This is a genomic window from Pseudomonas sp. S3(2024) (genome assembly GCF_036861315.1).
Lineage (GTDB): Bacteria > Pseudomonadota > Gammaproteobacteria > Pseudomonadales > Pseudomonadaceae > Aquipseudomonas > Aquipseudomonas putida_A.
The window spans coordinates 62149-87719 of the sequence record NZ_JAZAQQ010000005.1 but is presented as its reverse complement, the minus strand read 5'-3'; the positions used below and the strand labels follow the sequence as shown (position 1 = coordinate 87719).

Below are 25571 nucleotides of genomic sequence, written 5' to 3'. Positions count from 1 at the left end.
GTCTTTCGCGATCAGGCTCGCTCCCAAAGGGGACTCCGCTTGGCAATACCCTCTGCGCCACACACCAGAACCTGTGGGAGCGGGCTTGCTCGCGAAGAGGTCGTTTCAGTCAACATCAATGTTGCCTGACACACCGCTTTCGCGAGCAAGCCCGCTCCCACATTGGGGGGCCGGGAGAGTTACGCCACCACGCGATAGCACGGCACATACGCCGCGCCGCCCGGCAGTTTCATCCGGTGCTGGGCGACGAAGGCTTTGAGCAGCGCATCGAGCGGTTGCATGATCGCCGCGTCACCACGGATCTGGTACGGCCCGTGCTCTTCGATCAGGCGGATGCCCTTGTCCTTGACGTTGCCGGCGACGATCCCGGAGAACGCGCGGCGCAGGTTGGCCGCCAGTTCGTGGGGCGGCTGGTCGCGGTGCAGCTTGAGGTTGGCCATGTTTTCGTGGGTCGGATCGAACGGACGCTGGAAGCTTTCGTCGATCTTCAGCAGCCAGTTGAAGTGGAACGCGTCGTTGCGCTCGCGGCGGAACTGCTTCACCGCTTTGAGGCCGGCGGTCATCTGCCGCGCGACTTCGGCCGGGTCGTCGATGATGATCTCGTAGTGCTGCTTCGCCGCATCGCCGAGGGTGGCGGAGACGAACGCATCGAGTTGCTCCAGATACGGCGCGGCATGTTTCGGCCCGGTCAGGATCACCGGGAACGGCAGGCCGGCGTTGTCCGGGTGCATCAGGATGCCCAGCAGGTACAGGAACTCTTCGGCGGTGCCGGCGCCGCCCGGGAAGATGATGATGCCGTGGCCGACACGCACGAACGCTTCCAGACGTTTTTCGATGTCCGGCAGGATCACCAGTTCGTTGACGATCGGGTTCGGCGCTTCAGCGGCGATGATCCCCGGCTCGGTCAGGCCGAGGTAGCGCCCACCGTGGATGCGCTGCTTGGCGTGGGCGATGGTCGCGCCCTTCATCGGGCCTTTCATCACGCCGGGGCCGCAACCGGTGCAGATGTCGAGGCTGCGCAGGCCCAGTTCGTGGCCGACTTTCTTGGTGTATTTGTATTCTTCAGTGTTGATCGAGTGACCGCCCCAGCACACGACGATTTTCGGTTCCACACCCGGACGCAGGGTGCGCGCGTTGCGCAGCAGGTGGAACACGTAGTCGCTGATGCCTTGCGAGGTGCTGAGGTCGATGCGTTGGCTGTCGAGTTCGTTTTCGGTGTAGACGATGTCACGCAGGGCGCTGAACAGCATCTCGCGGGTGCTGGCGATCATTTCGCCGTCGACGAACGCGTCGGCCGGGGCGTTCAGCAGTTCGAGGCGCACGCCGCGATCCTGCTGGTGAATGCGGATTTCGAAGTCCTTGTAGGCTTCGAGGATGGTCTTGGCGTTGTCGACATGCGCGCCGGTATTGAGGATGGCCAGGGCGCACTGGCGGAAGAGGGTGTAGGTGCTGCCGGATCCGGCTTCGCTCAGTTGCTGAACTTCACGTTGAGAAAGGGTTTCCAGGCTGCCTTTCGGGCTGACCGAGGCGTTGATTACGTGTCGTTGGGTCATGCAATGATCCTTAAAACGATGTCATTCCACTGAAAACAAATGGCATCCGAATAGTGTGTATCCATGAATGAAGATGGCACGATCTGCGCTGTACCGCCATGTCCCCGTTGGACGCTGAAAAGATGAAAAGGGCCCCCAGCATAGCTAAATCCCCGAGAGAGGCGATAATGCGCAGCGAGTTTTTTCCGTTGCCCTTTTATCGCTCAAGGAAGTCATGCCTGATGTTCGAGATCCAGCCGATGGACCCAGCAACGTTTCGCCAGCAGACGCGCCGCAGCACGTTGATCATTGCCGTGCTGTTCCTGGTGCTGGCGATGGTGCTTTCGACGGCGGCGGTGGCGCTGTTCGGCGAGCCTGGCGGGGATAACCTGCGGTTCAATGTCGGCGGGGTGTTCGTCGCGTTTCTGCTGACGGCGGCGCTGCTGCGCGGGCAGTTCTGGCAGCAGCCGTGGATGGCACCGGCGGTCTACAGCTGGCGGCTCAAACGCAGTCTGATGAGCGTGACCAACGTGATGCATCAGGTGACCGCAGCGGTGGAACAGAATGATCCGACCGCGATGAAGGTCTTGCGCTTCTATCATCTGGGACTGACCCAGATGCACGAACTGGACGGTAACTCCAGCGATCATGCGCAGTTGCGCCGGGAAGTCGAAGCGCACAAGGAGCGGATGCAGGCACTGGGTCTGGAGATCGACCAGAAGCGCCTGGATCCAGCCTGGCTGCAAACCTTGAAACCCGCCGCGCGTTAAAACGGAATACGGCTGGCGCGGCGCAGTTTCCACGCACGGGCCAGACGCCCGTAGACCAGCAGGTTGATCACCAGCACCACGCTGCCCAGCGCCAACTGGATCTGTGGCGTCAGACCTGCGGGGTAGATGATCGGCCAGATGTAGTGCTCGATGAAGCCGCCGGCGTATTCGGTCTGCCCGGCGGCGTGGCGCATCAGGTTTTCCCAGTAGGTCAACGGACAGGTCAGGTGCAACACCTCGACCGCCACGCCCCATGCAGCGGCCGGCAGATGCAGCCACATCAGGCGTGGCCACTTGAGCACCAGCAGCCCGCCGAACAGCACAAACAGAATGAATGACAGATGGAACAGCACCAGCCCGTCGGCTGCGATTCGGTACAGCATGTCGTCTCCCTGACGTGGTTGTGAAGGCCTCCATGGTACGCCGACAGCGACGCTGGGGCGCTGCGATTTAGCGCAAGTGCGCAAGATTGTTCAAGCCACGAAGGGGCACTTGCTGGCAGAGTCTGCGACCGTTTCCTCGGTTGAAGAGCGTTATGTCTGACTCACTTATGCCGCGCCGTGCGTTTCTTCGCGGCGCTGCGGCGATCATGCCGTTATCACTGGCGACGGCGCCGTGGGGGCTGCTGGCCGGCTCCATGGCGATCGAAGCCAATCTCACGCCGTTACAGGGGCAGGGCCTGTCGAGCATCGTGTTTGCAGGGGCCGCGCAACTGGTGGCGATCGGTATGCTCAAGGGGGGTGCCGGGATTTTCTCGATCCTGCTGACCACGCTGCTGCTGACCTCGCAGCACCTGTTATATGGGATGAGCATGCGCTCTGTAATCTCGCCGCTGCCCGGGCGCTGGCGCATCGGCCTGGGCTTTTTGCTCACCGATGAACTGTTCGCCCTGACCAGCCAGCATGACCGTCAGCAGTTCAATCGCTGGTACGCCTTGGGCGTCGGCCTGACGTTCTATATCGCCTGGAACCTGTTCACCCTGGCCGGCATCGTCTTGGGCAGCAGCATTCCGGGGCTTGAGCACTTGGGGCTGGATTTCTCGATTGCCGCCACTTTCATCGCATTGATCACCCCGGTGGTGCGTAACGTGCCGACCGTGGTGTGCGTGGCGGTGTCGCTGTTCTGCTCGGTGCTGTTCAGTTATTGGCAGTGGGGCTCGGCACTGGTGTTGTCGGGCCTGGCCGGGATGACCGCAGGATTTGTCTGCAACAAGCTGTATCGGGGGCGCGCATGATGGTCTGGGCAGTGATTTTCGGCATGGGGATTCTGGTGTTCCTCAACCGTTACGTGTTTCTCGAACCGCGCCTGCCGCTGCGTTTGAGCAGTAATGCTCGGCAGTTTCTCGGCTTTGCCGTACCGGGAATGCTCACGGCGATCTGCGGGCCGATCGTGTTCATGCCGGACAAACAGTTGAATCTGCAGTGGGATAATCCGTATTTACTGAGTTCGCTCGTAGCGATCGGGCTGGTGCTGTACACCCGCAATACCTTGCTCAGCATGCTCTTGAGCATGGCGTTTTTCTTTTTGCTGCGCTGGTGGTTGTAAGTTGCCGGGAAAAAACTGTTCTACGCTTGTTGGATGACTATTTTCGACAAGGCGAGGTGCACATGACGACCGAGCAAAAGCGTCCTGATGAAGACGAAGAAGTAGACGAGCCCAGCGAAGAAGAAATCGAGCGTGAGAAACGCAAGGAACAGACGTGGAAGCACGACGATGGCAAGGAACTCACCGGGCCTGACGTGAAACTCTGACAACATGCAAGAAGCCCCGCAGCAGCGGGGCTTCTTTTTTTCAGAGGTCTTCCAGGTGCGGGAAGTCCGGGTGTGACGCCCGATAGCCCAGAGTCTTGTCGATCCATGCGTTGAGCTCGTTGACCATCACCGGCGGGTGACCGGGATAGCTTTCGAGCGTGGTGCGCAGGATGCGTTCGATGTCCGGCACTGAACGCAGGTTTCGGGTCTTGATGTAGTGGCCGATAAAACAGTCGAGTTGAAAGCGTTCTGTCATGGACAGATAAATACACTCCAGGCCGTTGGCCTGTTTGATTGCAAAATCGTCGCGCAACTTAGTTCTCTGCAAGGCTTGTTAAAGTTGTAGGGGATTCCTGGTTTTGCTGACTCTTTGGTCAACTGGTATGCCAAATGGAAATGCGGCGCGCATGCTATCCGTAGTGCATGTAAATGTATGTATGACGGTTGAAATGTCAGACAGGCGGTTGGTTCGCTCAAACGACTGTTTTTTCCGGGCTGTCTCAGCGATGAAACACTCACTGTAAAGATCGAGTGTCACCTGTTATCACCTGCGGCAGCTCCTACAGGGTAAACGCGTGAGATCACGGATCTTTAAGCCACTTCGTCAATCAGTCCGGCACCCTGATTGCGTGAATTGCCGACGGCTTTGCCAACCTTGTGCCAGGCGAAGGCATCACTGGGTTCGCCTTCAAACAGCAGCATCTGTTCGGCGCGTTCAACAGGCGTGGCGCTGTCGAGCCACTCGGCAGCCATGTCAGCGCGAAATATCACGGGTCTTCGATCATGGATATCGAGCAGGCCGCCGACGCTGTCGGCGGTGATGATCACGAATCCATCGTCTTCCCGGCCATCGCTGCCGGGTGTCGGAAATTGTCCGATGGCGGCACAGAAAAGCGGCCCGTGATCGGCACGACGGATCAGCCACGGTTGTCGGGTTTTATCCGGGCCGTCGACCCATTCGAACCAGTTGTCGATGGGCACGATCAGCCGATGACGCCAGATCGCCCGGAAGAACGGCCCGTGGGCGACTTTCTCCACGCGCGCGTTGATTGGCGCCGCGCGGTCTTTGGCCCAGTGCGGGCGCCAGCCCCAGCGCAGGTTGTCGGCATACAGGCGTTGATCATGTTGATGGAGCACCGCGAGTGACGTGGTCGGCGCCGCGTTGTATCGCTCCAGCGCAGCGTCGCCGACGTGATTGATCAGCGCATCGGGAATGCTCAGCACCGCGACAAAGTCGTGAATGCCGCGGTACTGCGAGAGTCTTCCGCACATGCGCCGAATCTCTGGGTGGACGCTTTCAGCATAGTTGGCTCTGGCCAATCAATCCTGCGCCTCCTGACCGGTGAAGGTGTCGCGCCAGATCAGCCAGCGGCGTTCCAGCACCGCGAGCAAACCGTCGCTGAGTTTGCCGAGCAAGGCGAGCACGATGATCGCCGCCAGCACGATGTCCGGCCGCGAGGTTTCGCGGCCGTCGCTGAGCAGATAACCGAGGCCCTTGGTCGCGGCGATCAGCTCGGCGGCCACCAGAAACATCCACGCCAGACTCATGCCGCTGCGCAGTCCGGTGAACAGGCCGGGCAGGGCGGCGGGCAGCAGAATCCGCCGCACCAGTTGCCAGCGGCTGAAGCCATAGATACGTCCGACCTCGACCAGTTTGCGATCGATGTTGCGAATCGCCGCGACCACGTTGACGTACACCGGAAAAAACGCGCCGATGGCGATCAGCACGATCTTCGAGGTTTCATCGATGCCCAGCCACAACAGCAACAGCGGCACCCAGGCCAGACTCGGAATCGAACGCAGCGCGGCGAACGTCGGCTCCAGATAAGCCTCGGCCTCGCGGCTCAAACCGACCCAGGCGGCGAATACCAGCGCGAGGCTGGCGCCAATCGCAAAACCGAGCAACACCCGCAGCAGGCTGGCGCCGATGTGTTTCCACAGCGCGCCTTCGGCGAGGTCGGTGAGGGTCAGGGCGATCTCGCTGGGCGCCGGCATTTGATAGGACGGCAGCCAGCCGAGACGCACGATGAACTCCAGGGCGACCACGATCAGCAGTGGCAGGGCCAGACCTTTCAGGCGCCGTCGCCATGTCGGATTGAGGGTTGAGGGACGAGGCCGCGACAAACTCCGGGGAGGCGCGGGCAATTCATTACTGCGAATGGTCATGCGGGGGCTCCGCTCACCGCTCATCCGCTTCAGACAGGGATGGGCGGTGAGTCTGGTCGGTTACTGGCGGGCGACGGCTTGCTGCACACCATTGTCGAGCAACTGATCGATGACTTGATCGACATTCACCCCACGCCTCACCAGTTCTTCAGACACCAGAATCGGTGCCGCAGCCTTGGATGCCTGCACGTCGTTGGCGGTCAGTTGCGGGCTGCTCAGATCGGTGCGCGACAGCTGCAGTTTGGCCACGTCCAGCGGCAGACCGGACTCCTTGGCCAGCAACGCGGCGAACTCTTCGGGATTTTTCAGCGCCCATTCGCGCGCCTGCTCGTAGGCTTTGATCACCGTGTCGATGGTTTGCGGATGTTCCTTGGCGTACTGCTCGGTGACGCTGACCACGCCGTAGCTGTTGAATGCCGGGTTGCGATACAGCAAACGCGAACCGGCCTGCACCTGGCTGGCGGCCATGTGCGGATCGAGTCCGGCCCAGGCGTCGACATCGCCTTTTTCCAGCGCGGTGCGCCCGTCCGGATGTTGCAGGTGCACCAGTTCCACGTCGTCTTTCTTCAACCCGGCCTGTTGCAGGCTGCGCAGGGTGAACAGGTACGGATCGGTGCCTTTGGTGGCGGCGATTTTCTTGCCCTTGAGGTCGGCGACGCTCTGGTACGGCGAATCCTTGCGCACTACCAGCGCGGTCCATTCGGCACGGCTGTAAACGTATACCGACTTGATCGGGCTGCCGTTGGCCCGGCTCAGCACTGCAGCGAGGCTGGCGCTGGAGGCGAAATCGACGCCACCGCTGTTCAGGTATTCCAGCGAACGGTTACTGCCCTGGCTCAGCACCCAACTGATTTTGGACTGTGGCAGGGCCTTTTCGAGAAAACCGAAATGTTTGAGCACCAGACTCACGGGTGAGTAGTAAGCGTAATCCAGATGGACTTCCGCAGGCGGCGCTTCGGCGGCTTCGGCCAGCGGTTGCAGGCTCAATGCCATGGCGCTGGCGACCAGCAGCGTTTTGAGGCGGGTAAACGGTAAGAACGATGTCATGGGGCGCTCCGGCAAAGGCACTGGTTGTTATGTCCAAAAATATATTTTTATCGGCTGCGTCCTGCATGAATGGAATATTGCAGGCTCTGTGCCATGTGCGTTTCGACCCATGTTTACGGGGTTTTCCCCGGTTTTAGCGCCTTTCAACTGTTGCATGGGAAACATTGTGGCAAGGCACTGTTGCGCAGCGGACAGTGAGCATTCCGAGCGCTGAGCTTATGCCTTAATCGAATTTAAAATCGGTTTATCAACAGCGTTATGGTCTATGCAAAATCCCGTCGCAGGACCTCCCCATGAAGCTCTCTCGTTTGCTCCGCAGCACACTGATGACCGCATTATTCACCGCACCGCTTGCCCACGCCGCCGAGCCGTTGGTCCTGCACGTCGGAGACCAGAATTACTACAACATCCGCGCTTCGGTCGAAGCCTCCGGCGTGTTGAAAGACGCGCCTTACAGCGTCGACTGGAAGCACTTCCAGGCCGCCGCGCCACTGGCCGAGGCGTTGCAGACCGGCTCGCTGGATCTGGGATTTCTTGGCGATTCGGGTTTTCTGTTTCTCGCCGCCAAACAGGCGCCGGTGAAACTGATCGGTGTGTCGCGGCAGAACCCGGACACTATCGCCTTGCTGGTGCCGAAAGATTCGCCGGTGAAAACCATCGCTGATCTGAAGGGCAAGAAAGTCGCCTACTGGCCCGGCGCCTGGAGCCAGCAGCTGACCTTGCGCGCCCTGGAGCAGGGCGGTCTGCCGGAAAATTACGTCGACTTCGTCAAGTTGATGCCGATTGATGCGGCAGCGGCATTGCCACAGGGCAGCATCGACGCGTTCCCGGTGTGGGAACCGTACATCTCCCAGCAAATCGTGTTCTCCGGTGCGCGGCCGATTCTCACCGCGAAAAACCTGATGCCGGGACTCAGCGCGATTGCCGCGTCGGCGCCTTCGATCGACAGCAAACGCGCAGCGATCGCCGATTTTCTCGGGCGTTTGAAACAGGCGCGGGCCTGGGTCGACAGCCACACTGACGAATACGCGGACCTGTGGGCGAAGAAAGCCAATCTCGATCAGCAGGTTTCACGGCACTGGTTGCGTCAGGCGCACATGACTGTCGGGCCGGTGGATCAGCAGGCGGCGGTCGACCTGCAAGGCACCGCGGACTTCCTGTTCAAGGTCAAGGCACTGCCGGCGCCGCTGGCCACCGCCGGGGTCATCGATACCTCGTTTCAACAGGCTCTGGCTGACTGAGCGAGCGCCGGAACCAAAGCCTGTGTACCCTATCCAAATCTGGCTCGCGAAGCCGGGCGCAGGGATGGATCAGGGCGAGGGAGTTTTGCCAGTCGACAACAGGGCCGCAACGGCCAGGCGCAAGGCAAAACATGAAATACGCGTTCAATCTTCTCTGTGCAGCGGCCATCGCGCTTGGGCTGGCCGGCTGCATTGCCGCGCCGATCGAAATGACCGCGCAAACCGAAACCCGGCTCAAGGCCCAGGCCCCGGTGCGTTTTCTGCTGACCTTCGATGATGGCCCCAGCGCCTCGAGTTTCTGGAACCCTTCGGCGACCGTGCTCGATAGCCTCAAGGTCAACCCGGTGCAACCGGACATCAAAGCGGTGTTCTTCGTCCAGACCCGCGCGCCTCGCGCCGGTAACAGTGACATTGGTCGCGGCATCATGCGGCGCGAGCACGCCGAAGGGCACATCCTCGGATTCCACACCGCCACCCATTGGCACACCAATCATCGCTCGCTCGATCCGCAAGAACTGGAGCAGTCGTTGCGCAACGGCACGGCGGATATCGCCGCGATCACCGGAGCAGCACCGATCCTGCTGCGCCCGCCATTCTGGAATTACGACAAGCGCACCTTCGCCGCGTATCAGCAGCATGGCTTGCACGTGTTGTTGACCGATTTGAGCGCCAATGACGGCAAGATCTGGGGCTTCAACGCCAGTCCCCGACGTCGGGCGAATATGCTGCGCCAGCTATCGGAAGTCCGCGAGCGCATTGCCCTCGGCGAATTTCCGACTGTGGACGGGGTGATTCCAGTGGTGGTGACCTTTCATGACCTCAACCGCTACACCGCGCGGCACACCCGCGAATACCTGCAGATCCTGCTCGATAGTGCCGCCGCCACTGGCGTGAAACTGGCGGACAAACCGTTCTACGATGATCACGCGGCGCTGCAGAAAGCGGCGCTGGCGCGCACGGTTCAGCAGAGTTCGCAGCCGGTGCAGTTGCCGGGGATGTGGAACTGGATCTGGGATCATGACGCGCACTGAGGCCGCGATGGAAATGTGATCGGGTTGGCACTTGCTTGGGCGGCAGATTATTGATCGCTCATCTATGCTGAATCGGTCGACCGACTCATCGCCTGCGAGGCGTGCGCCCATGTTAGCCATTGCCGACATCTGCCGGATCGTCGAATCCGGCTTTCCGTCGCTTGAATGCGAATGCACACAAGTGGAGCAGGGGCTGCTGCGGATCAAGGTGTATGAGCCTGAGTCCGGGCGAGTCGAGTTGTTGCTCAATGGTGTGTCGCCGGAACATCTGGTGACGATCCGCGATCTGTCCAACTTCATTGGTGAGTTGCGCACGGAAATGAGCGCCGGGCGCCGGGCATTCGCCGGGTGATACCTTACAAGCGCCGTTGAAACGCCTGCACGATACGTAACGTCGCCTCGCTGGTGGGTAGATTCTGCACCGCGTCCAGCGGATGCCAGATACATTCGGTGATCTCGTTTTGCGGGCGCAACTGCTCAAGATCGAGCACCGACGCCTCGTAGACATGATGCTGGGTGCTGCCGCTGTGCAGTTCCATCAGATACAACATCTGCTCGGCATCCAGTGCCGTTTCTTCCTGCAGCTCGCGCGTCGCCGCCCCGGCTTTGGTTTCCCCAGGCTCGACCTTGCCGCCGGGCAATGTCCAACGGCAGCGGGGTTTGCGCACCAGGAGAACGTGTCGATCCTGCTCGCAAATAACGGTGGCGCGTACTTTCATCTGTTACCTGTTTACTGCGTGTCACATAAATGAAATAAAACTGCAATATTCGAGCCGGGCCCGGATTCAAAGGTTCCCTTGGGGTTTTGAGTGTTTGGCCTGGCTGAAAGTGCCAGAGCCTTGGCGCATCGCGATGGCGACACCCGGTCGGCACAACTGCGGCATCCGGGTGTAAGTTAAAAAGGCAGAGCTGACTCCACCGTCGGCAAAAAGGAGGTACCCATGAGCATTCCGGTCTTGAGCAAAATGCACATGAACGGCTACGACGTACTCAGCGTGAACAACGGCCCGTGGCGGGTTTGTACTCAAGGCGATCGGCTTGCGTCGTTCGGTAGCAGAGAGGAAGCGCTGGCCTATGCCGCTGCGTTGCCGGGTTACAGAAAACGCTCGGTGCGAGCGCGAAGTCACACTGCAAGTTGAAGCAAATGTAACGAAAGAGCCCCGGTGATTACCGGGGCTCTTGTTGAGGGCAGGGGGTGGTATCAGTGGACCTTGGTCCGGCTGATGGAGCGCGTTTTCACTTCCCTGGCATACAGCTGCAAGCGTTCTTCATCACTTTGCAGCACCTCGCAGGACCTGAGTACCGCCTGGGCATCCGCTTCATTGCCGCTCTTGCGCAGTTGTTCGGCGATGCGTTTGAGGTCGACCGCCGACCATCTCAGATCCGATGCAACGGCTTGCAGGTCGCGCTGAAGTTCGTGTTCGTATTCATTGAGCCGCATGATCACCTCCGGAACATTCTCGGTAGAACAGAGTAGTCGCATTTTTCTTCCATGATGCGCAGCTCGTCTGCCACCGGGCTGCATGCATGTAAATATTTGTCCAAATGCCCTTGTAGCGGGGCGTCGGGATGGATGTACAACCGGTTACACGTTACATTCGCTTTTTTTCAGATCAGGGAAACACCATGCGGATATGGATCGGGAGTTTGGCGTTGGCATTGCTGGCGGGTTGCTCATTGCCAGCATCGCTGGTTCCGGGCGAGCCAAATCTCAGCAAAACCACCACCAAAGCGCCTAAAGACTATGCCGCGTGCTTGTTGCCGTTGTGGCAGCAGGACATTCCGAAGACCACGCAGACGTCCATTTCCAACGGCTACCGGATCAAGGCGCCGAGCCTCGTCACCGCCGACGAGATTCTCGACATCATCAAATACAAGGACGGCAGTCGCGTTTCCCTGTATCAGGGACCGCCATGGGCCAAGTCCGGGTCGTTGCGCAAATCGGTGCGTGACTGCCTGTAAAGCCCAACCTCCGCTGCAAAAGCCAGCCCCACAAAAAGCAGAAACCGGATCAATGGTTTCTGCTTTTTTTTGCTTTGCGAAATGCGCTGTGACAGATCGGCACGAGGCGTATCCCCAGTGTGCGCTAGGCTTTTGAGTGCCGCCCGGTAACCGGAGGGGCATGCCTTTCAAGGAGCCACGGATCATGGATGATCTGGTCAAAGAAGTTATTCCGTTGTTGCAGTATCTGATTCCCGGATTTGTTTCTACCTGGATTTTTTACACGCTCACCGCGTTCAAACGGCCTGATACGTTTGGGCAGATTGTGCAGGCGTTGATCTTTACGTTTGTGATTCATGGGGCTGTATTGGGGATAGGTGCAATCTGTCTATGGGTGGGGACGAAGGGATTTTCTGTAGGAATATGGGATGGCAAGGCGCAGACAATATGGGCGTTCTTTGTGTCAGTGACGCTCGGATTTCTTTCCTGCAATCTCGCTTCAAATGACAAGTTGCATGCTTGGTTACGGTTTCGAAATGTAACCAGAAAAACGTCATTTCCCAGCCAGTGGTACAGCACCTTTGCACGCCACGATCGGCTCATTACGCTGCATTTGAACGACGAAAGGCGCCTGTTTGGCTGGCCTTGTGAATGGCCTGCCGAACCTGCGAATGGACAGTTTGTGATGCAGAGCCCGAAATGGTTGGGTGACGATGGCGTTGCCAAGCCTTTTGACGCCGACCTGTTGGTGATAGATTCGTCGAAAGTTCAGTGGGTTGAATTCACCACCATAAAAGAGAGCCAGCCATGACCGCCGAAGCACCGAGACCCATGCCGCCAGATGTGGCACGCTACCTTGGCTCGAACGACAGGAACTCGCCGCAAACTGCCCGTGGTCCTAGCGCTCCACCACCTCCCAAGCGGTGAACGTTGCTCGGGCGAGACGATCTGTCATAACGATCGTACCAGCCAATCCCTGAACGCTTTCAGTGACGGCGACGCCTCATTACGCGGCGGATACACCAGGTAGTAGCTGCGCCGGCTGGTGATCGGCTCCCCCAGTTGCTGCAGCTCGCCGTTAAGCAATTCATCCTCCACCAGAATCCGTGGCACCAGCCCCACGCCAATATTCGCCCGGACCGCCTGAATCAGGTGCGAAGTCATTTCAAAGCTCGGCCCGATGCGCATGCTGCGGTGGGGCAAACCATGATGCGTGAACCATTCCGCCCAGGCCTGGGCATTGCTGCTGACATTGAGCAGTAGCTGCCCGGCGATGTGCTGTTCCGCATCATCGCGTTCGGCCAACGACAACTGCGCACTGGCAATCACCACCAGTTCTTCAGTGTGCAGGGGCAGGGCGCTCAGCCCCGGCCAATCCCCCGCACCGACACAGATCGCCGCATCGATTTCGCTGGTGTCGAAGTCGATCGCTTCGATGCGTGAATGCAAGTGCACGGTCATGCCGGGATGTGCGGTGTAGAAGTCCTTGAGTCGCGGCAGCAGCCATTTCGAGCCGAAGGTCGGCAGCGTCGCCAGACGCAAACTATGAATGCCGGAACCGAACGCCATGGCCTGCAACGTCGCGCTGCGGATCTGCCCGAGGGCTTCGGCCAGTTCGCGCTGATACATGCGCCCGACATCGGTCAGCACCACTTGCCGGCCCTCGCGACTGAACAGGCGCATGCCGAGCATCTTTTCCAGAATCTGCACCTGACGGCTGACCGCGCTTTGCGTCAGCGACAGTTCGTGGGCAGCGCGGGTGTAGCTTTCATGGCGTGCGGCAGCCTCAAAGGCCAGCAACAACGACATGGAAGGGGTGAGGGTTCGCGGATTCATTCGTTTTAGTCATGGATTACGGGTCGATTTTACGTTTGTCTCGATAGCACCAAGCAATGAACATAAGCACCATGAGATGGCGGGAGCGTGACGCAATCATTCATTGCGCACAACTGTTCACCGCCACACTGCCCGATTTTGACCGAGATTTCCCGACCGATGATTGCCCAGCTGTCGCCCGCCACTGCATTGACCGCCGATTACCAGAAGTTCCTCAAAGCCCTGAAAGCCAGTGGTTTTCGTGGCGAGATCAGTGCCGATTACGCCAGTCGCGTGGTGCTCGCCACCGACAACTCGATCTACCAGCGCCTGCCGCAAGCGGCAGTGTTTCCGAAGGATGCCGAGGACGTGGCGCGGGTCGCGCGGCTGATTGCCGAACCGGCCTATCAGCAAGTGGTGATCACTCCACGTGGCGGTGGCACCGGCACCAACGGCCAGTCGCTGACCGATGGCATCGTCGTCGACCTGTCGCGGCACATGAACCGTATTCTGGAAGTCAACGTCGAGCAGCGCTGGGTGCGGGTGCAGGCCGGGGTGGTCAAGGATCAGCTCAACGCCGCACTGAAGTCCGCCGGGCTGTTTTTCGCCCCGGAGCTGTCGACCTCCAACCGCGCCACCGTCGGCGGCATGATCAACACCGACGCCAGCGGCCAGGGCAGTTGCACCTACGGCAAGACCCGCGACCATGTGCTGGAACTCGACATGGTGCTGCGTGGCGGCGAACGCCTGCACGGCGCAGCGCTGGCGGAAGAAGACCTGACAGCGCTGTGCGCCCGTGAAGATCGGGTCGGTGAAGTCTATCGCTGTGCACGGCAGATCATTGACGAGCAGGGCGAGCTGATCAAACAGCGCTTCCCCGATCTCAACCGCTGCCTGACCGGCTACGACCTGGCGCACCTGCGCGAGGCCGACAATCGTTTCAACCTCAACAGCGTGTTGTGCGGCGCCGAGGGCTCACTCGGCTTTGTGGTCGAGGCAAAGCTCAACGTGCTGCCGATCCCCAAACACACGATGCTGGTGAACATTCGCTACGCCGGGTTCATGGATGCGTTGCGCGATGCCCGGGCGCTGATGGCGCTCAAGCCGCTGTCGATTGAAACCGTGGATTCCAAGGTGTTGCTGCTGGCGATGCAGGACATCGTCTGGCACGGCGTCGCCGAATACTTCCCGGAAAGCGCCGAGCGCCCGACACTGGGGATCAACCTGGTGGAGTTCTGCGGTGACGATCCCGAGGATCTGCAGCGCCGGGTCGAAGCCTTCCTCGAACACTTGAGCAGCGACACCACCGTCGAACGCCTCGGCCATACCCTGGCGGTCGGTCAGGCGGCGGTGAACAAGGTTTATGGCATGCGCAAACGCGCAGTCGGCCTGCTCGGCAACGTTGCCGGCGAAGCGCGGCCGCAGCCGTTTGTCGAAGACACCGCAGTGCCGCCGCAGCACCTGGCCGAGTACATCGCCGAACTGCGCGATCTGCTCGACAGCCACGGTTTGCAGTACGGCATGTTCGGCCACGTTGATGCCGGGGTGCTGCACGTACGTCCGATTCTCGACATGAAGGATCCGCAGCAAGCGGCGCTGGTGCGCCCGGTGTCCGACGGTGTCGCGGCGCTGACCCAGCGCTACGGCGGCCTGTTGTGGGGCGAACACGGCAAAGGTCTGCGCTCGGAATACGCGCCGGCATTTTTCGGTGAGCTGTACCCGGCGTTGCAAGCGTTGAAAGCCGCGTTCGACCCGTTCAACCAGTTCAACCCGGGCAAGATCGCCACCCCGGCCAATACCGGTGCGGCGTTGCTGAAAATCGACGAAGTGACCCTGCGCGGCGAACTCGACCGGCAAATCGACGAAAAGGTCTGGCAGAGCTACGGCGCAGCCATGCATTGCAACGGCAACGGCGCCTGCTACAACTTCGATCCCGACGACGCCATGTGCCCATCGTGGAAAGCCACCCGCGAGCGTGCGCAATCGCCCAAGGGTCGCGCATCGCTGATCCGCGAATGGCTGCGTTTGCAGGGCGAGGCAGGGGTGGATGTGCTGTCGGAGGCGATCCGTCGTCCGGCATTTTTCCGCAACCTGTGGACACGCTGGCGCAACAGCCGCGCGCAGGATGCAGACTTTTCCCATGAGGTGTATGACGCCATGGCCGGTTGCCTGGCGTGCAAATCCTGCGCGGGACAGTGCCCGGTCAAGGTCAACGTGCCGGAATTCCGTTCGAGTTTCCTTGAGCTGTATCACAGCCGTTATCTGCGCCCGGCGCGGGATTATCTGATTGCCTCGCTGGAGTACAGCATTCCGTACATGGCGCGGATTCCGGTGCTGTACAACGGTTTGATGGGCGCAACCTTTGTGCGCAAACAGTTGGAGCGTCTTGGCGGCATGGTCGATGTGCCGTTGCTCAGTCGCTTTGATTTCCACGCTGCGCTGCGCCGCTGGAAGGTGCAGCCGGCGACGGTTTCCACGCTGTCGGCGCTGACCCCGGCCCAGCGCGAGCGCAGTGTGGTGTTGGTGCAGGATGCCTTCACCCGTTACTTCGAAGCGCCGCTGCTGGCGGATCTGCTGGAGTTGATTTCACGACTTGGCTATCAGGTGTATCTGGCACCGTTCAGTGCCAATGGCAAGCCGCTGCATGTGCAGGGTTTCCTGTCAGCGTTCAACCGAGCGGCGTTGCGCAATGCGCAGCAACTGCGCGAGCTGGCGGACGTTGGCGTGCCGCTGCTGGGGCTGGATCCGGCGATGACGCTGGTCTACCGCCAGGAATACCTGAAAGTGCCCGGCATGGACCACTGCCCGGAAGTCGCGCTGGTGCAGGAATGGCTGCTCAAGGTGATGCCGGAGCAGGCTACTGCCGATGCGGCCCGGTCATTCCGTCTGCTGGCACACTGCACCGAGAAAACCAACGCGCCGGCCGCCACTCGCCAGTGGGAACAAGTGTTCGAGCGAGTCGGGCTGAAACTGGCGACGCAGGCCACCGGCTGCTGCGGCATGTCCGGCACCTATGGCCATGAAGCGCGCAACCGCGAAACCTCGGCGGTGATCTACGAGCAATCGTGGGCGCGGCAGGTTGAGGCGCCGGCGGAGCAGGGCGAAGCGCTGGCCACCGGTTACTCATGCCGCAGTCAGGTCAAGCGCCAGTCGGATCGGGCGCTGCGCCATCCGTTGCAGGTGCTGCTTGAGGTGGTGCGTCGCTGAGCGGTTCGTCGTCCGCGGCATTGTCCCAGATCAGCCGTGGGTCGAAACTCATCGCCGAGAGCATGGTGAACACCACCACCATGCCGAAAAACAGGATGCCCGGGCGTGGTTCGATATCGCCCAGCGCCTGGAACTTCACCAGCGCCGCGACCAGTGCGACCACCAGCACGTCGAGCATCGACCAGTAGCCGATCAGCTCGACGAAACGGTACAGCTTCGAACGCTCACGGCGCGCCCAGTCGCTGCCCCGCTGCACGGTGATCAGCAGCAGCGACAGGGCGACGAATTTGATCCCCGGCACCGCGATGCTGGCGATGAAAATGATCAGTGCGATGTCCCACGCGCCGCCCTCCCAGAACTCCAGCACGCCGCTCATGATCGTGCTGTCGGCGCCGTTGCCGAGCATCACCGTGTTCATCACCGGCAGTAGATTGGCCGGCACGTAAAACGCCAACGCGGCGAACAGATAGGCCCAGGTGCGCGTCAGGGAGTTGGTCTTGCGCCGATGCAGCGGCGCATCGCAGCGCGGGCACTCGTGCGGCTCGTCGGTCATGTCACAGGCCAGCCCGCAGCTGTGGCACAGGCACAGATTCAGTTCGCTGGCGGTCGCGGGTCGCTTCATAGAATGTCCCACAGGTCACGAATGTCGCGGCCGGCAATGCGGATCATCATCAGGCTCAGCACCGCCAAAGCGAACAGGCCGATACCCGGCAGCACATCGAGCAGCCCGGCCAGTTTGAATACCGCCACCATCGCCCCCAGCAGACACACTTCGAGCATGCTCCACGGACGCAGGGTTTCCAGCCAGCGCATGCACAGCTTGAAGCCCGGCGCCCGGCGCGATGACAAGGCGAAACTCAGCACCCAGATCAACAGCACCAGTTGAAACGCCGGGGCGATGATGATCGAAATCGCCGCGACCATCGCCATGAAGGTGATCGGCCCCTGACTCAGCGCCAGCACCGAATCCCACAGCGTCGCGCTGTTTTTCAGGCCCTTCATGCTGATGCTCATCACCGGGTAGAAATTGGCGAACAGCCACAGCATCGCCGCAGTGAAACTCAGGGCCAGCCGCTGCTCGACGGTCAAACCGTTGTAGCGCTGCAGCACGCCGCCGCACCGCACGCAGAGGGTTTTCTGGTGTTTGCCGAGCACGACCTTTTCGTACACGCAGTCGCAATGCTCGCAGATGATCAAGTGTTCGGTTGAGGTCATGGGCAACGCTCGACAGCAGGCGCAAAGCGCAGGGGGCGCCTGATCACTATAGAAGCCTGACGTGATTGGGCAAATGTCGTTTGGGTTGGGAATCGACATTTTAATGTTATAGAGTAACGCGAATTTTTGGCGGGGCGTGCGGTTGCGATCCCCTGATTCATTTGCTCGTTGGCGAAATCTCCATGACGATTGTGTGTACCCGTTCCAACCCGCTGCCGACCGGCCGCTTGCTGTCCATTGATGCGTTACGCGGTCTGGTGATCCTGTTCATGCTGCTGGATCACGTGCGTGAAACGTTTTTGTTGCATCGTCAGGTGTCCGACCCGATGGACATCGCCAGCACCGAGCCGGCGTTGTTTTTCAGTCGCACGTTGGCGCATCTGTGCGCACCGGTGTTCGTGTTGCTGACCGGATTGTCTGCGTGGCTGTTCGGCGAGAAGTACGCGGGCAAGGCCGATGTCAGTGCCTTCCTGTTCAAGCGTGGGCTGTTTCTGGTGGTGCTGGAATTCACCTTGGTGAACTTTGCCTGGACGTTTCAGTTGCCGCCGAGCGTGATCTATCTGCAGGTGATCTGGGCGATTGGCTTGAGCATGATCGGGTTGTCGCTGCTGGTCTGGTTGCCGCGCTGGCTGTTGCTGACGCTAAGTCTGGCGATCATTGCCGGGCATAACCTGCTGGACGGGCTGCATTTCGCGCTGGAGTCGGCACTGCATGTGCCATGGGCGATCCTGCATGATCGGGGCTGGATCGAGGTCGGTGACAGTCTGCGCTTGCGCACTTCGTATCCGCTGTTGCCGTGGATCGGCGTGATCGGTCTGGGTTATGCGCTGGGCCCGTGGTTTGCCCGTGCGGCCGACGCCGGAGTTCGTCAGCAGTGCCTGTTGCTGGCTGGTATCGCCGGACTGCTGGGTTTCGTCGGGCTGCGGTTGCTCAACGGATACGGCGAAAAGCCTTGGGCGGTCGAAGACACGACCGTGCAAACGTTGATGGCGTTTTTCAACATCACCAAGTACCCGCCATCGCTGCTGTTCATCAGCCTGACGGTGAGCGTCGGATTGCTGTTGTTGCTGCTGTTCGAACGGCTGCAGACGCGCCGCTGGATTCGCTGGCTGACGGTCTTCGGTTCGGCACCGATGTTCTTTTATCTGTTGCACCTGTACGTGCTGAAGGTGCTGTATCTGATTGCCGTGGCGCTGTTCGGCCTTAACCACGGTAGCTATTTCGGCTTCGATTCAGTCGCGGCGATCTGGCTGGTGTCGGTGCTGCTGGCGGTTGCGCTGTACCCGGCGGTGCGCTGGTTTTCCGCGCTGAAATCGCGGCGCCGCGATATTGCCTGGCTGAAATATCTGTAAGCCCTAGTGACCACTGCGCTCGCGCGCGAAGTCGATAAAAGCCTTGAGCGGCGCCGGTACGTGGCGCCTGCTCGGGTAGTAAAGATGCAGGCCCGGATAGTAAGGGCACCAGTCGGCCAACATCTGGATCAGACGCCCCGATGCCAAGTGTTCGCTGACCATGTCATCGAACACATACGCCAATCCCAGGCCTTGCAGTGCAGGGCCGACCATCAAGCTGACGTCGCCCAGGGTCAGCGGGCCGTTGACCTCGATTTCCTGGGCAATGCCATCGCGTTCGAATTCCCAGCGATACAGGGCGCCACTGGGGTAGCGGTGGCGCAGGCACGGCAAGTCGTGCAGATCTTCGGGTTTTTGCGGCGCAGGATGGCGTTCAAGGAATGCCGGCGAAGCCACCACCACCGAACGCATCGCCGGGCCAATCGGCAGCGAGACCATGTCGGCCTGCAGTCGATCGCCAAAGCGCACGCCCGCATCAAATCCGCCAGCGACGATATCCAGCAACGCTTCGCTTTCGACCACCTCCATGCGAATGTCCGGATACGTCTGCAAGAACTCGCTGGCAATCGGCAGCAATACCAGTTCGCACGCCTGGCGTCCGCAGGTGATACGCAGGTTGCCGGTGGGTTTGTCGCGAAAATGGTTGAGGTCTTCCAGTGCATCGTCAATGTCGCGGAACGCCGGTTTCAGGCGCGCGTAAAAGCGCTCACCGGCCTCGGTCAACGCCACGCTGCGGGTGGTGCGATTGAACAGACGCACACCGAGGCGATTCTCCAAAGCCTTTACCGAATGGCTCAGGGCTGACGGGGTGAGCCCGAGTTCGACGGCGGCCTTGCTGAAATTCAAGTGCTGCGCCGTACAGAGAAATACGCAAAGGTCTGCCGCTGAGGGTGATTTCATCTGTGAATCCCTTTCACAAAGTCATGCAAAATTGCTGGGATTATCGCATCAATCCAACGGCCTTAAAGTCGCAGCCTGGCAATTTCTTTAAAGGATGAATGCATGACAACGGTCGCTCATCAACCAGGCGCGCATAACAAGGTGCTGATCCTCGCGGCCGTGTGCCTGTCGGCATTGGTACTGCCCTTGAGTTTTACCGGTGGCGCGGTGGCGACGCCCGCCATTGGCCGTGATCTGGGCGGCAGCCCCGTGGCCCTGACCTGGATCACCAATGCGTTCATGTTGTCATTCGGCAGTTTGCTGGTGGCGGCGGGCGCGTTGGCCGACGTCTATGGGCGTAAACGCCTGTTCAGCTTCGGCATGTTGCTGTTCACCGCAGCATCGATTGCGCAGAGCCTGGCACCGTCGGTGTACTGGCTGGATGGGCTGCGTGCAGTGCAGGGCGTGGCCGGTGCTGCGGCGTTGGCCAGCGGCTCAGCGTCGCTGGCGCAGGAATTCGAAGGCCATGCGCGAACCCGTGCATACAGCGTACTCGGTACCACATTCGGCATTGGTCTGGCTTTCGGGCCGCTGCTGGCCGGCGCATTGATCGAGGCGTTCAACTGGCGGGCGATTTTTGTTTTCACCGCGCTGATCGGCGTGATCGCCATGGTCTTCGGCCTGCCGCGCATGCGCGAAAGCCGCAACCCGGATGCCACGGGACTGGATTGGCCGGGCACGATCACCTTCAGTGCGATGCTGGCGCTGTTCACCTTCGGCGTGATTCAGGCCCCGGAAAGCGGTTGGGGCAGCCCGCTGGTGGTCGGTCTGCTGAGTGCTTCGGCATTGTTGCTGGGGTTGTTCGTGATCATCGAAAAGCGCGTCAAACATCCGATGCTCGATCTGACCCTGTTGCGTTTTCCGCGCTTCATCGGCGTGCAGATGCTGCCGATCGGCACCTGTTTTTGCTACATCGTGCTGGTGGTGATGTTGCCATTGCGCTTTATCGGCGTGGAAGGCTTGAGCGAAATCGATGCCGGCCTGCTGTTGCTGGCGCTGTCGGCGCCCATGCTGGTGGTACCGATGCTGGCGGCGTCGCTGACCCGGTTTGTCTCGGCGGGGATTCTCTCGGGGATCGGTTTTCTGATCGCTGCGGTGGGCTTGCACGGGTTGAGCCTGTACAACGTCGGCGAGCCAAAATCCGCCTTGGTCATTGCGATGCTGTTGATCGGGATTGGCACCGGTTTGCCGTGGGGCTTGATGGATGGTCTGTCGGTCAGCGTCGTACCGAAGGAGCGCGCGGGGATGGCGGCGGGGATCTTCAATACCGTGCGCGTGGTGGGTGAGGGTATTGCGCTGGCGGTGGTGGGCGCCGTGCTGACTTCGCTGCTGCATACCGATCTGACGGGGGCAGTGGCAGGCAGTGTCGATGCGGCGTTGATTGCCGAGACCGCGCACCGGGTCACCACGGGGGACATGGCGCATGCGCTCAACACCGTTCCGGGGCTGGCCAAAGAGCGTCTGGTGCAGGGTTATGCCACGGCGTTTCAGTACCTGCTGCACGTCCTTACGCTGATTACCCTGGCCTCGGCGGCGGTGGTGCTCGGGTTGTTGAGCAAGGGGCGGGCGGTTGCGCAGCCGCAAAAAACAGCGCCCGACTTGCTATAGCGGTGTGTGCGGAATTTTCGAGTGTGGGAGCGGGCTTGCTCGCGAAGGCGTCAGGTCAGTCACTATCAATGCTGAACATGCCGGCCCCTTCGTGAGCAAGCCCACTCCCACCAGTGCGTGTTGGAGTCCTGATTATTTACGATCCAGCCACACTGTCTGCGCGTTGCAGAACTCGCGCACGCCGAAGTGCGACAACTCGCGACCGAAACCGCTTTTCTTCACGCCGCCGAAAGTCACGCGCGGGTCACTGGCCGAATAGCCGTTGATGAACACGCCGCCGGTGTCCAGTTCGCTGCTCAGTTGCTGGGCCAGTGCGACGTTGGCGGTGTAGATCGTCGCGGTCAGGCCGAAGTCGCTGTCGTTGGCCAGGGCGATGGCGTGGGCGCAATCGCGGGCAGTGATGATCGATGCCACCGGGCCGAACAGTTCCTGTTTGAACGAGGTCATGCGGTCGGTGACATCGGCCAGCACGGTTGGCTCGTAGTAGTTGCCCGGGCCTTGCGCCTTACCGCCGCCGAGCAACAGGGTGGCGCCTTCTTCGAGGGTGTCGCGCACTTGCTGGTCGAGTTCATCACGCAGATCGAAACGTGCCATCGGCCCGATGTAGGTGTCGGCGGCCAGCGGATCGCCGACTTTCAATTGACGCGTGGCCTCGACGAATTTGCGGGTGAACTCTTCGACCACGCCTTCTTCGATGATCAGGCGCTTGGCCGCGGCGCAGACCTGGCCGGAGTTCTGGTAGCGACCGATGACGGCAGCCTGCACGGCCTCATCAAGATCCGCATCATTGAGCACGATGAACGGGTCGGAACCACCCAGTTCCAGCACGCACTTCTTCAGCGCGGCACCGGCCTGAGCACCGATGGCCATGCCGGCGCGCACGCTGCCGGTCAGGGTTACAGCAGCGATACGCGGGTCGGCGATGGCGGTGGAAACGCCTTCCGGGGTGACGTTGATCACTTCAAATACGCCATCGGCGAAACCGGCGCGCTTGAACGCGTCGCGCAGCAGGTAGGCGCTGCCCATCACGTTCGGCGCATGCTTGAGCACGTAGGTGTTGCCGGCGATAAGCGCCGGAACGGCACCGCGCAGCACTTGCCAGATCGGGAAGTTCCACGGCATCACCGCGAGGATCGGGCCGAGTGGTCGGTACTCGATGCGCGCCTTGCCGCCTTCAACCTGAGTCGGTTCGGCGTCGAGCATCGCCGGACCGTTTTCAGCGTACCACTCACAGAGCTTGGCGCATTTTTCAATTTCGCCACGGGCCTGGGCGATCGGCTTGCCCATTTCCAGGGTAATCATGGTCGCCATGGCTTCGGCGGTTTCGCGTAGGGCGCCAGCGAGGGCGGTGAGGGCGCGGGAGCGATCCTGCAGCGGCTTGCGTTTCCATTTCGAGAAACCGAACGCGGCGCGGGTCAGCGCAGCGTCGAGGGCTTCGGCGGATTCAAAGGCGTAGTGACCGATCTGCTCGCCGGTGGCGGGGTTGATCGAGATGGCGTGGGTCTGGCTGGAAATCTGGCTCATGGCTGGCTCCTGCGAGTTCAGTGGATGGGCCTAGAGTAGGGTGGCGTTTGTTTTCTGGAAACTGAATAATAAAGATCGTTTCTTTCACGATTGGAGAATGACTGTGGATCTGGTGCAGCTGGAAATCTTCAAGGCCGTTGCCGAGCACGGCAGCATCAGCGCTGCTGCGGCGCAGATTCATCGCGTGCCATCGAACCTGACCACGCGGATCAAACAGCTGGAGCAGGATCTGGGCGTCGATCTGTTCATTCGCGAGAAAAGCCGTTTGCGTCTGTCACCGGCTGGCTGGAGTTTTCTCGAATACGCGCGGCGCATTCTCGATCTGGTGCAGGAAGCGCGGGCCACGGTCGCCGGTGAAGAACCGCAGGGCGCATTTCCCCTCGGTTCGCTGGAAAGTACCGCCGCCGTGCGCATCCCCGAACTGCTGGCGGCGTACAACCAGTTGCATCCCAAGGTCGATCTGGATCTGTCCACCGGACCGTCCGGGACAATGATCGACGGCGTACTCTCCGGACGATTGGCGGCGGCCTTCGTCGATGGCCCGGTGCTGCACCCGGCGCTGGAAGGCGTGCCGGCGTTCGAGGAAGAGATGGTCATCATCGCGCCACTCAATCACCCCCCGGTGCAGCGCGCGGCGGATGTGAACGGCGAGAACATCTACGCGTTCCGCTCCAATTGCTCCTACCGGCATCACTTCGAAAAATGGTTCAGCACCGACGCTGCCGTGCCGGGCAAGATTTTCGAGATGGAGTCCTACCACGGCATGCTCGCCTGCGTCAGTGCCGGCGCCGGGCTGGCGCTGATGCCGCGCAAAATGCTGCAGAGCATGCCTGGCAGCGCAACCGTGAGCGTGTGGCCGCTGGCGGCGGATTTTCGCTATCTGACCACCTGGCTGGTGTGGCGCCGGGGCACGGTGTCGCGCAGCTTGAGCATGTTCGTGCGTTTGCTGGAGGAGCGCGGGGTGGTGCGTGCGGAAGAGTAATTGACACGTTGTGTCATGACTGTATCTTGATCGGCGTTTCGCAATATAAAAAACTATACAGCGTAGCCATGAGGAACAAGCAAATGAGTGCAGCCCTGAGCGGAAAAGAAGCAGTCGGTGAGCGGTTTGTGCTGGAAACGATGCGTCATGCGCAGGGCCTGACCTGGAACGCCGTTGATGCCATCGCCAGGGTGATCAAGCCCGGCATGCGCGAGTCCGAAGCCCAGGAGCGGGGCAAGCAGATCCTCGCCGAACTGGGCATGGACCGCATCTGGCATCCGCTGCTGATTCGCTTCGGCGCCAATACGCTGAAGGCGTTCAAGGAGCGTTCCGAAGGCGATCCGGTGCTCGGTGACAACGATATTTTCTTCATTGACATGGGCGTGGTCTGGCAGGGGCACGAAGGCGATGCCGGCGCAACCTTCACCACCGGCTCCGATCCGGAAATGATCGCCTGCGCGGCGGCGTCCAAGGAGCTGTTCAAGCGTGTCGAGGCACTGTGGCGCCAAGGCGTGAGCGGTGTCGAATTGTACCGTTACGCCAGCGATCAGGCCGAAGCCATGGGCTGGAAACTCAATCTCGACATCAAGGGCCACCGCGTCAGCGATTTCCCTCACGCGATCCATCGCGGCGGCAATCTCGGCGATTTCGACCAGACGCCAAATGCCGGGGTGTGGATTCTGGAAATCCAGATCGCCCACCCGCAGCGACCGTTCGGCGCGTTTTATGAAGATCTGTTGATCTGATTGTCACGGCGTACCGTTTCTGCCGTACAGGCGAAAGCCTTCGCGTTGGCTCAGACGCTGGTAATACGCGCTGACGGCGGCATAGTCCGGATGCGCGAGCGGCGTTTCGAACCAGCGGTTGACTGACAGCCCGATGGGGATGTCGGCGAGGGAAAACTGCTCGCCACTGACGTAGGCGCCAGTCTTCTGCAACTGTTGATCGAGGATGCCCATGGTCTGCGACCATTGCTCGACGCCGTTGAGCAACGCGGCGCTGTCCTGATGATCCGGTGACTGACGCGCCAGCGACATGAACGCATACGACCACGACCGGTTCAACTCCGACGCTTGCCAGTCGATCCACTGATCGACCCGCGCACGAACTCGTGGCTCGGCGGGGTAGAGGTCGGCGCCGCCATAGGCGCCTGCCAGATAACGAATGATCGTATTCGATTCCCACAGGGTGAAATCGCCGTCCTGAATCACCGGCACCATGGCGCAGGGGTTGAGGGCGAGAAACTCCGGGGTGTCGGTGGGTTTGAAGCCCGAGCCCCAATCCTCACGCTCGAACGGGATCTGCAGTTCAGCGCAGGTCCACAGCACTTTGCGCACGTTGATCGATGACGCCTTGCCCAGAATTCGCAGCATGAGTTTTCCCTGTCTCGTGGGTGCCTGTCGGGGCATCAAGAAATACCACACCACAACGCAGAAGGCCCGCGCATGGC

Annotated in this window: 29 protein-coding genes; 15 read left to right on the top strand and 14 right to left on the bottom strand. The window is 60.6% G+C overall.

Annotated elements, in window-relative coordinates; genetic code table 11:
• Positions 1–179: 179 nt before the first annotated feature.
• Positions 180–1553 (bottom strand): nucleotide 5'-monophosphate nucleosidase PpnN, encoded by a 1374-nt coding sequence (gene ppnN, locus VLA07_RS14515; RefSeq protein WP_333989526.1) that lies wholly within the window; start codon positions 1551–1553, stop codon positions 180–182.
• 221 nt (positions 1554–1774) lie between these two features.
• Between ppnN and VLA07_RS14510 the strand changes: the two genes are divergently transcribed.
• Positions 1775–2302 (top strand): DUF3087 domain-containing protein, encoded by a 528-nt coding sequence (locus tag VLA07_RS14510; protein WP_097090313.1) that lies wholly within the window; start codon positions 1775–1777, stop codon positions 2300–2302.
• On the opposite strand, the gene VLA07_RS14505 is transcribed toward VLA07_RS14510, so the two are convergent.
• Positions 2299–2685, bottom strand: a complete 387-nt coding sequence (locus VLA07_RS14505) for a DUF2784 domain-containing protein (protein ID WP_027612976.1) — start codon at positions 2683–2685, stop codon at positions 2299–2301. The genes VLA07_RS14510 and VLA07_RS14505 overlap by 4 nt on opposite strands.
• 152 nt (positions 2686–2837) lie before the next feature.
• On the opposite strand from VLA07_RS14505, the gene VLA07_RS14500 reads away from it, so the two are divergent.
• The 3 genes from VLA07_RS14500 to VLA07_RS14490 all read left to right on the top strand — a co-directional run bounded on the left by VLA07_RS14500 (position 2838) and on the right by VLA07_RS14490 (position 4053).
• Positions 2838–3536, top strand: coding sequence for an AzlC family ABC transporter permease (locus VLA07_RS14500; RefSeq protein WP_183780536.1), 699 nt, complete (start codon positions 2838–2840; stop codon positions 3534–3536).
• Positions 3536–3847 carry an AzlD domain-containing protein gene (locus VLA07_RS14495; RefSeq protein WP_166497451.1) on the top strand — a complete coding sequence of 104 codons (312 nt, stop codon included), beginning with the start codon at positions 3536–3538 and terminating at the stop codon, positions 3845–3847. Before VLA07_RS14500 ends, VLA07_RS14495 begins: the two co-directional genes overlap by 1 nt.
• Positions 3848–3909: 62 nt before the next feature.
• Complete coding sequence (locus tag VLA07_RS14490) at positions 3910–4053, top strand: hypothetical protein (protein WP_178085259.1); 144 nt, start codon at positions 3910–3912, stop codon at positions 4051–4053.
• A gap of 40 nt (positions 4054–4093) precedes the next feature.
• Here the strand turns inward: VLA07_RS14490 and VLA07_RS14485 are convergent, their stop codons facing one another.
• The 4 genes from VLA07_RS14485 to VLA07_RS14470 all read right to left on the bottom strand — a co-directional run bounded on the left by VLA07_RS14485 (position 4094) and on the right by VLA07_RS14470 (position 7266).
• On the bottom strand, positions 4094–4366 hold the full coding sequence (locus tag VLA07_RS14485; RefSeq protein WP_097090314.1) for a hypothetical protein: 273 nt from the start codon (positions 4364–4366) through the stop codon (positions 4094–4096).
• A gap of 278 nt (positions 4367–4644) precedes the next feature.
• Positions 4645–5325, bottom strand: coding sequence for an SOS response-associated peptidase (locus VLA07_RS14480; RefSeq protein WP_333989525.1), 681 nt, complete (start codon positions 5323–5325; stop codon positions 4645–4647).
• Positions 5326–5373: 48 nt separating this feature from the next.
• A complete protein-coding gene (locus tag VLA07_RS14475; protein WP_333989524.1) occupies positions 5374–6219 on the bottom strand; it encodes an ABC transporter permease in 846 nt (281 codons plus the stop codon).
• Positions 6220–6279: 60 nt separating this feature from the next.
• A complete protein-coding gene (locus tag VLA07_RS14470) occupies positions 6280–7266 on the bottom strand; it encodes an aliphatic sulfonate ABC transporter substrate-binding protein (RefSeq protein WP_333989523.1) in 987 nt (328 codons plus the stop codon).
• Between the two features lie 293 nt (positions 7267–7559).
• Between VLA07_RS14470 and VLA07_RS14465 the strand changes: the two genes are divergently transcribed.
• The 3 genes from VLA07_RS14465 to VLA07_RS14455 all read left to right on the top strand — a co-directional run bounded on the left by VLA07_RS14465 (position 7560) and on the right by VLA07_RS14455 (position 9890).
• Entirely contained in the window at positions 7560–8507 is a 948-nt protein-coding gene (locus VLA07_RS14465) for an ABC transporter substrate-binding protein (protein WP_027612983.1), read from the top strand.
• A 131-nt stretch (positions 8508–8638) separates the two neighbouring features.
• Positions 8639–9538: a polysaccharide deacetylase family protein gene (locus tag VLA07_RS14460; RefSeq protein ID WP_247268947.1), complete on the top strand. Its 900-nt coding sequence runs from the start codon at positions 8639–8641 to the stop codon at positions 9536–9538.
• A 109-nt stretch (positions 9539–9647) separates the two neighbouring features.
• Positions 9648–9890 carry a DUF1652 domain-containing protein gene (locus VLA07_RS14455; protein ID WP_097090319.1) on the top strand — a complete coding sequence of 81 codons (243 nt, stop codon included), beginning with the start codon at positions 9648–9650 and terminating at the stop codon, positions 9888–9890.
• A 4-nt stretch (positions 9891–9894) separates the two neighbouring features.
• On the opposite strand, the gene VLA07_RS14450 is transcribed toward VLA07_RS14455, so the two are convergent.
• Entirely contained in the window at positions 9895–10257 is a 363-nt protein-coding gene (locus VLA07_RS14450; protein WP_096796396.1) for an NUDIX hydrolase, read from the bottom strand.
• 222 nt (positions 10258–10479) lie between these two features.
• On the opposite strand from VLA07_RS14450, the gene VLA07_RS14445 reads away from it, so the two are divergent.
• Positions 10480–10677, top strand: coding sequence for a DUF2188 domain-containing protein (locus tag VLA07_RS14445; protein ID WP_247268948.1), 198 nt, complete (start codon positions 10480–10482; stop codon positions 10675–10677).
• Positions 10678–10739: 62 nt separating this feature from the next.
• Here the strand turns inward: VLA07_RS14445 and VLA07_RS14440 are convergent, their stop codons facing one another.
• Positions 10740–10979 carry a hypothetical protein gene (locus VLA07_RS14440; RefSeq protein WP_027612987.1) on the bottom strand — a complete coding sequence of 80 codons (240 nt, stop codon included), beginning with the start codon at positions 10977–10979 and terminating at the stop codon, positions 10740–10742.
• A 185-nt stretch (positions 10980–11164) separates the two neighbouring features.
• Between VLA07_RS14440 and VLA07_RS14435 the strand changes: the two genes are divergently transcribed.
• Together VLA07_RS14435 and VLA07_RS14430 are read left to right on the top strand one after the other, a co-directional pair.
• Positions 11165–11500, top strand: a complete 336-nt coding sequence (locus tag VLA07_RS14435; RefSeq protein ID WP_003225912.1) for a hypothetical protein — start codon at positions 11165–11167, stop codon at positions 11498–11500.
• A gap of 184 nt (positions 11501–11684) precedes the next feature.
• On the top strand, positions 11685–12290 hold the full coding sequence (locus tag VLA07_RS14430) for a DUF6338 family protein (RefSeq protein WP_183780526.1): 606 nt from the start codon (positions 11685–11687) through the stop codon (positions 12288–12290).
• A gap of 140 nt (positions 12291–12430) precedes the next feature.
• Here the strand turns inward: VLA07_RS14430 and VLA07_RS14425 are convergent, their stop codons facing one another.
• Complete coding sequence (locus VLA07_RS14425) at positions 12431–13315, bottom strand: LysR substrate-binding domain-containing protein (RefSeq protein ID WP_285373798.1); 885 nt, start codon at positions 13313–13315, stop codon at positions 12431–12433.
• Positions 13316–13474: 159 nt separating this feature from the next.
• Here VLA07_RS14425 and ydiJ point away from each other — a divergent pair, with 159 nt between their 5' ends.
• On the top strand, positions 13475–16501 hold the full coding sequence (ydiJ, locus tag VLA07_RS14420) for a D-2-hydroxyglutarate dehydrogenase YdiJ (protein WP_333989522.1): 3027 nt from the start codon (positions 13475–13477) through the stop codon (positions 16499–16501).
• On the opposite strand, the gene VLA07_RS14415 is transcribed toward ydiJ, so the two are convergent.
• Both VLA07_RS14415 and VLA07_RS14410 read right to left on the bottom strand, forming a co-directional pair.
• Positions 16434–17123, bottom strand: a complete 690-nt coding sequence (locus tag VLA07_RS14415; RefSeq protein WP_333989521.1) for a paraquat-inducible protein A — start codon at positions 17121–17123, stop codon at positions 16434–16436. The two genes, ydiJ and VLA07_RS14415, sit on opposite strands and share 68 nt — an antisense overlap.
• Positions 17120–17716, bottom strand: coding sequence for a paraquat-inducible protein A (locus VLA07_RS14410; RefSeq protein WP_003225887.1), 597 nt, complete (start codon positions 17714–17716; stop codon positions 17120–17122). Before VLA07_RS14410 ends, VLA07_RS14415 begins: the two co-directional genes overlap by 4 nt.
• A gap of 182 nt (positions 17717–17898) precedes the next feature.
• Here VLA07_RS14410 and VLA07_RS14405 point away from each other — a divergent pair, with 182 nt between their 5' ends.
• Positions 17899–19068, top strand: a complete 1170-nt coding sequence (locus VLA07_RS14405; RefSeq protein WP_333989520.1) for a DUF1624 domain-containing protein — start codon at positions 17899–17901, stop codon at positions 19066–19068.
• 3 nt (positions 19069–19071) lie between these two features.
• On the opposite strand, the gene VLA07_RS14400 is transcribed toward VLA07_RS14405, so the two are convergent.
• Complete coding sequence (locus VLA07_RS14400) at positions 19072–19968, bottom strand: LysR family transcriptional regulator (protein ID WP_333989519.1); 897 nt, start codon at positions 19966–19968, stop codon at positions 19072–19074.
• Positions 19969–20070: 102 nt separating this feature from the next.
• On the opposite strand from VLA07_RS14400, the gene VLA07_RS14395 reads away from it, so the two are divergent.
• A complete protein-coding gene (locus VLA07_RS14395) occupies positions 20071–21615 on the top strand; it encodes an MFS transporter (protein ID WP_333989518.1) in 1545 nt (514 codons plus the stop codon).
• Between the two features lie 132 nt (positions 21616–21747).
• On the opposite strand, the gene VLA07_RS14390 is transcribed toward VLA07_RS14395, so the two are convergent.
• A complete protein-coding gene (locus tag VLA07_RS14390; RefSeq protein ID WP_333989517.1) occupies positions 21748–23139 on the bottom strand; it encodes an aldehyde dehydrogenase family protein in 1392 nt (463 codons plus the stop codon).
• 103 nt (positions 23140–23242) lie between these two features.
• On the opposite strand from VLA07_RS14390, the gene ptrR reads away from it, so the two are divergent.
• A complete protein-coding gene (ptrR, locus tag VLA07_RS14385) occupies positions 23243–24121 on the top strand; it encodes a putrescine utilization regulator PtrR (protein WP_115990545.1) in 879 nt (292 codons plus the stop codon).
• 83 nt (positions 24122–24204) lie between these two features.
• Positions 24205–24867: a M24 family metallopeptidase gene (locus tag VLA07_RS14380; protein ID WP_285373803.1), complete on the top strand. Its 663-nt coding sequence runs from the start codon at positions 24205–24207 to the stop codon at positions 24865–24867.
• A gap of 3 nt (positions 24868–24870) precedes the next feature.
• Here VLA07_RS14380 and VLA07_RS14375 read toward each other — a convergent pair whose 3' ends face one another.
• Positions 24871–25494, bottom strand: a complete 624-nt coding sequence (locus VLA07_RS14375) for a glutathione S-transferase family protein (RefSeq protein WP_333989516.1) — start codon at positions 25492–25494, stop codon at positions 24871–24873.
• Positions 25495–25571: the final 77 nt, after the last annotated feature.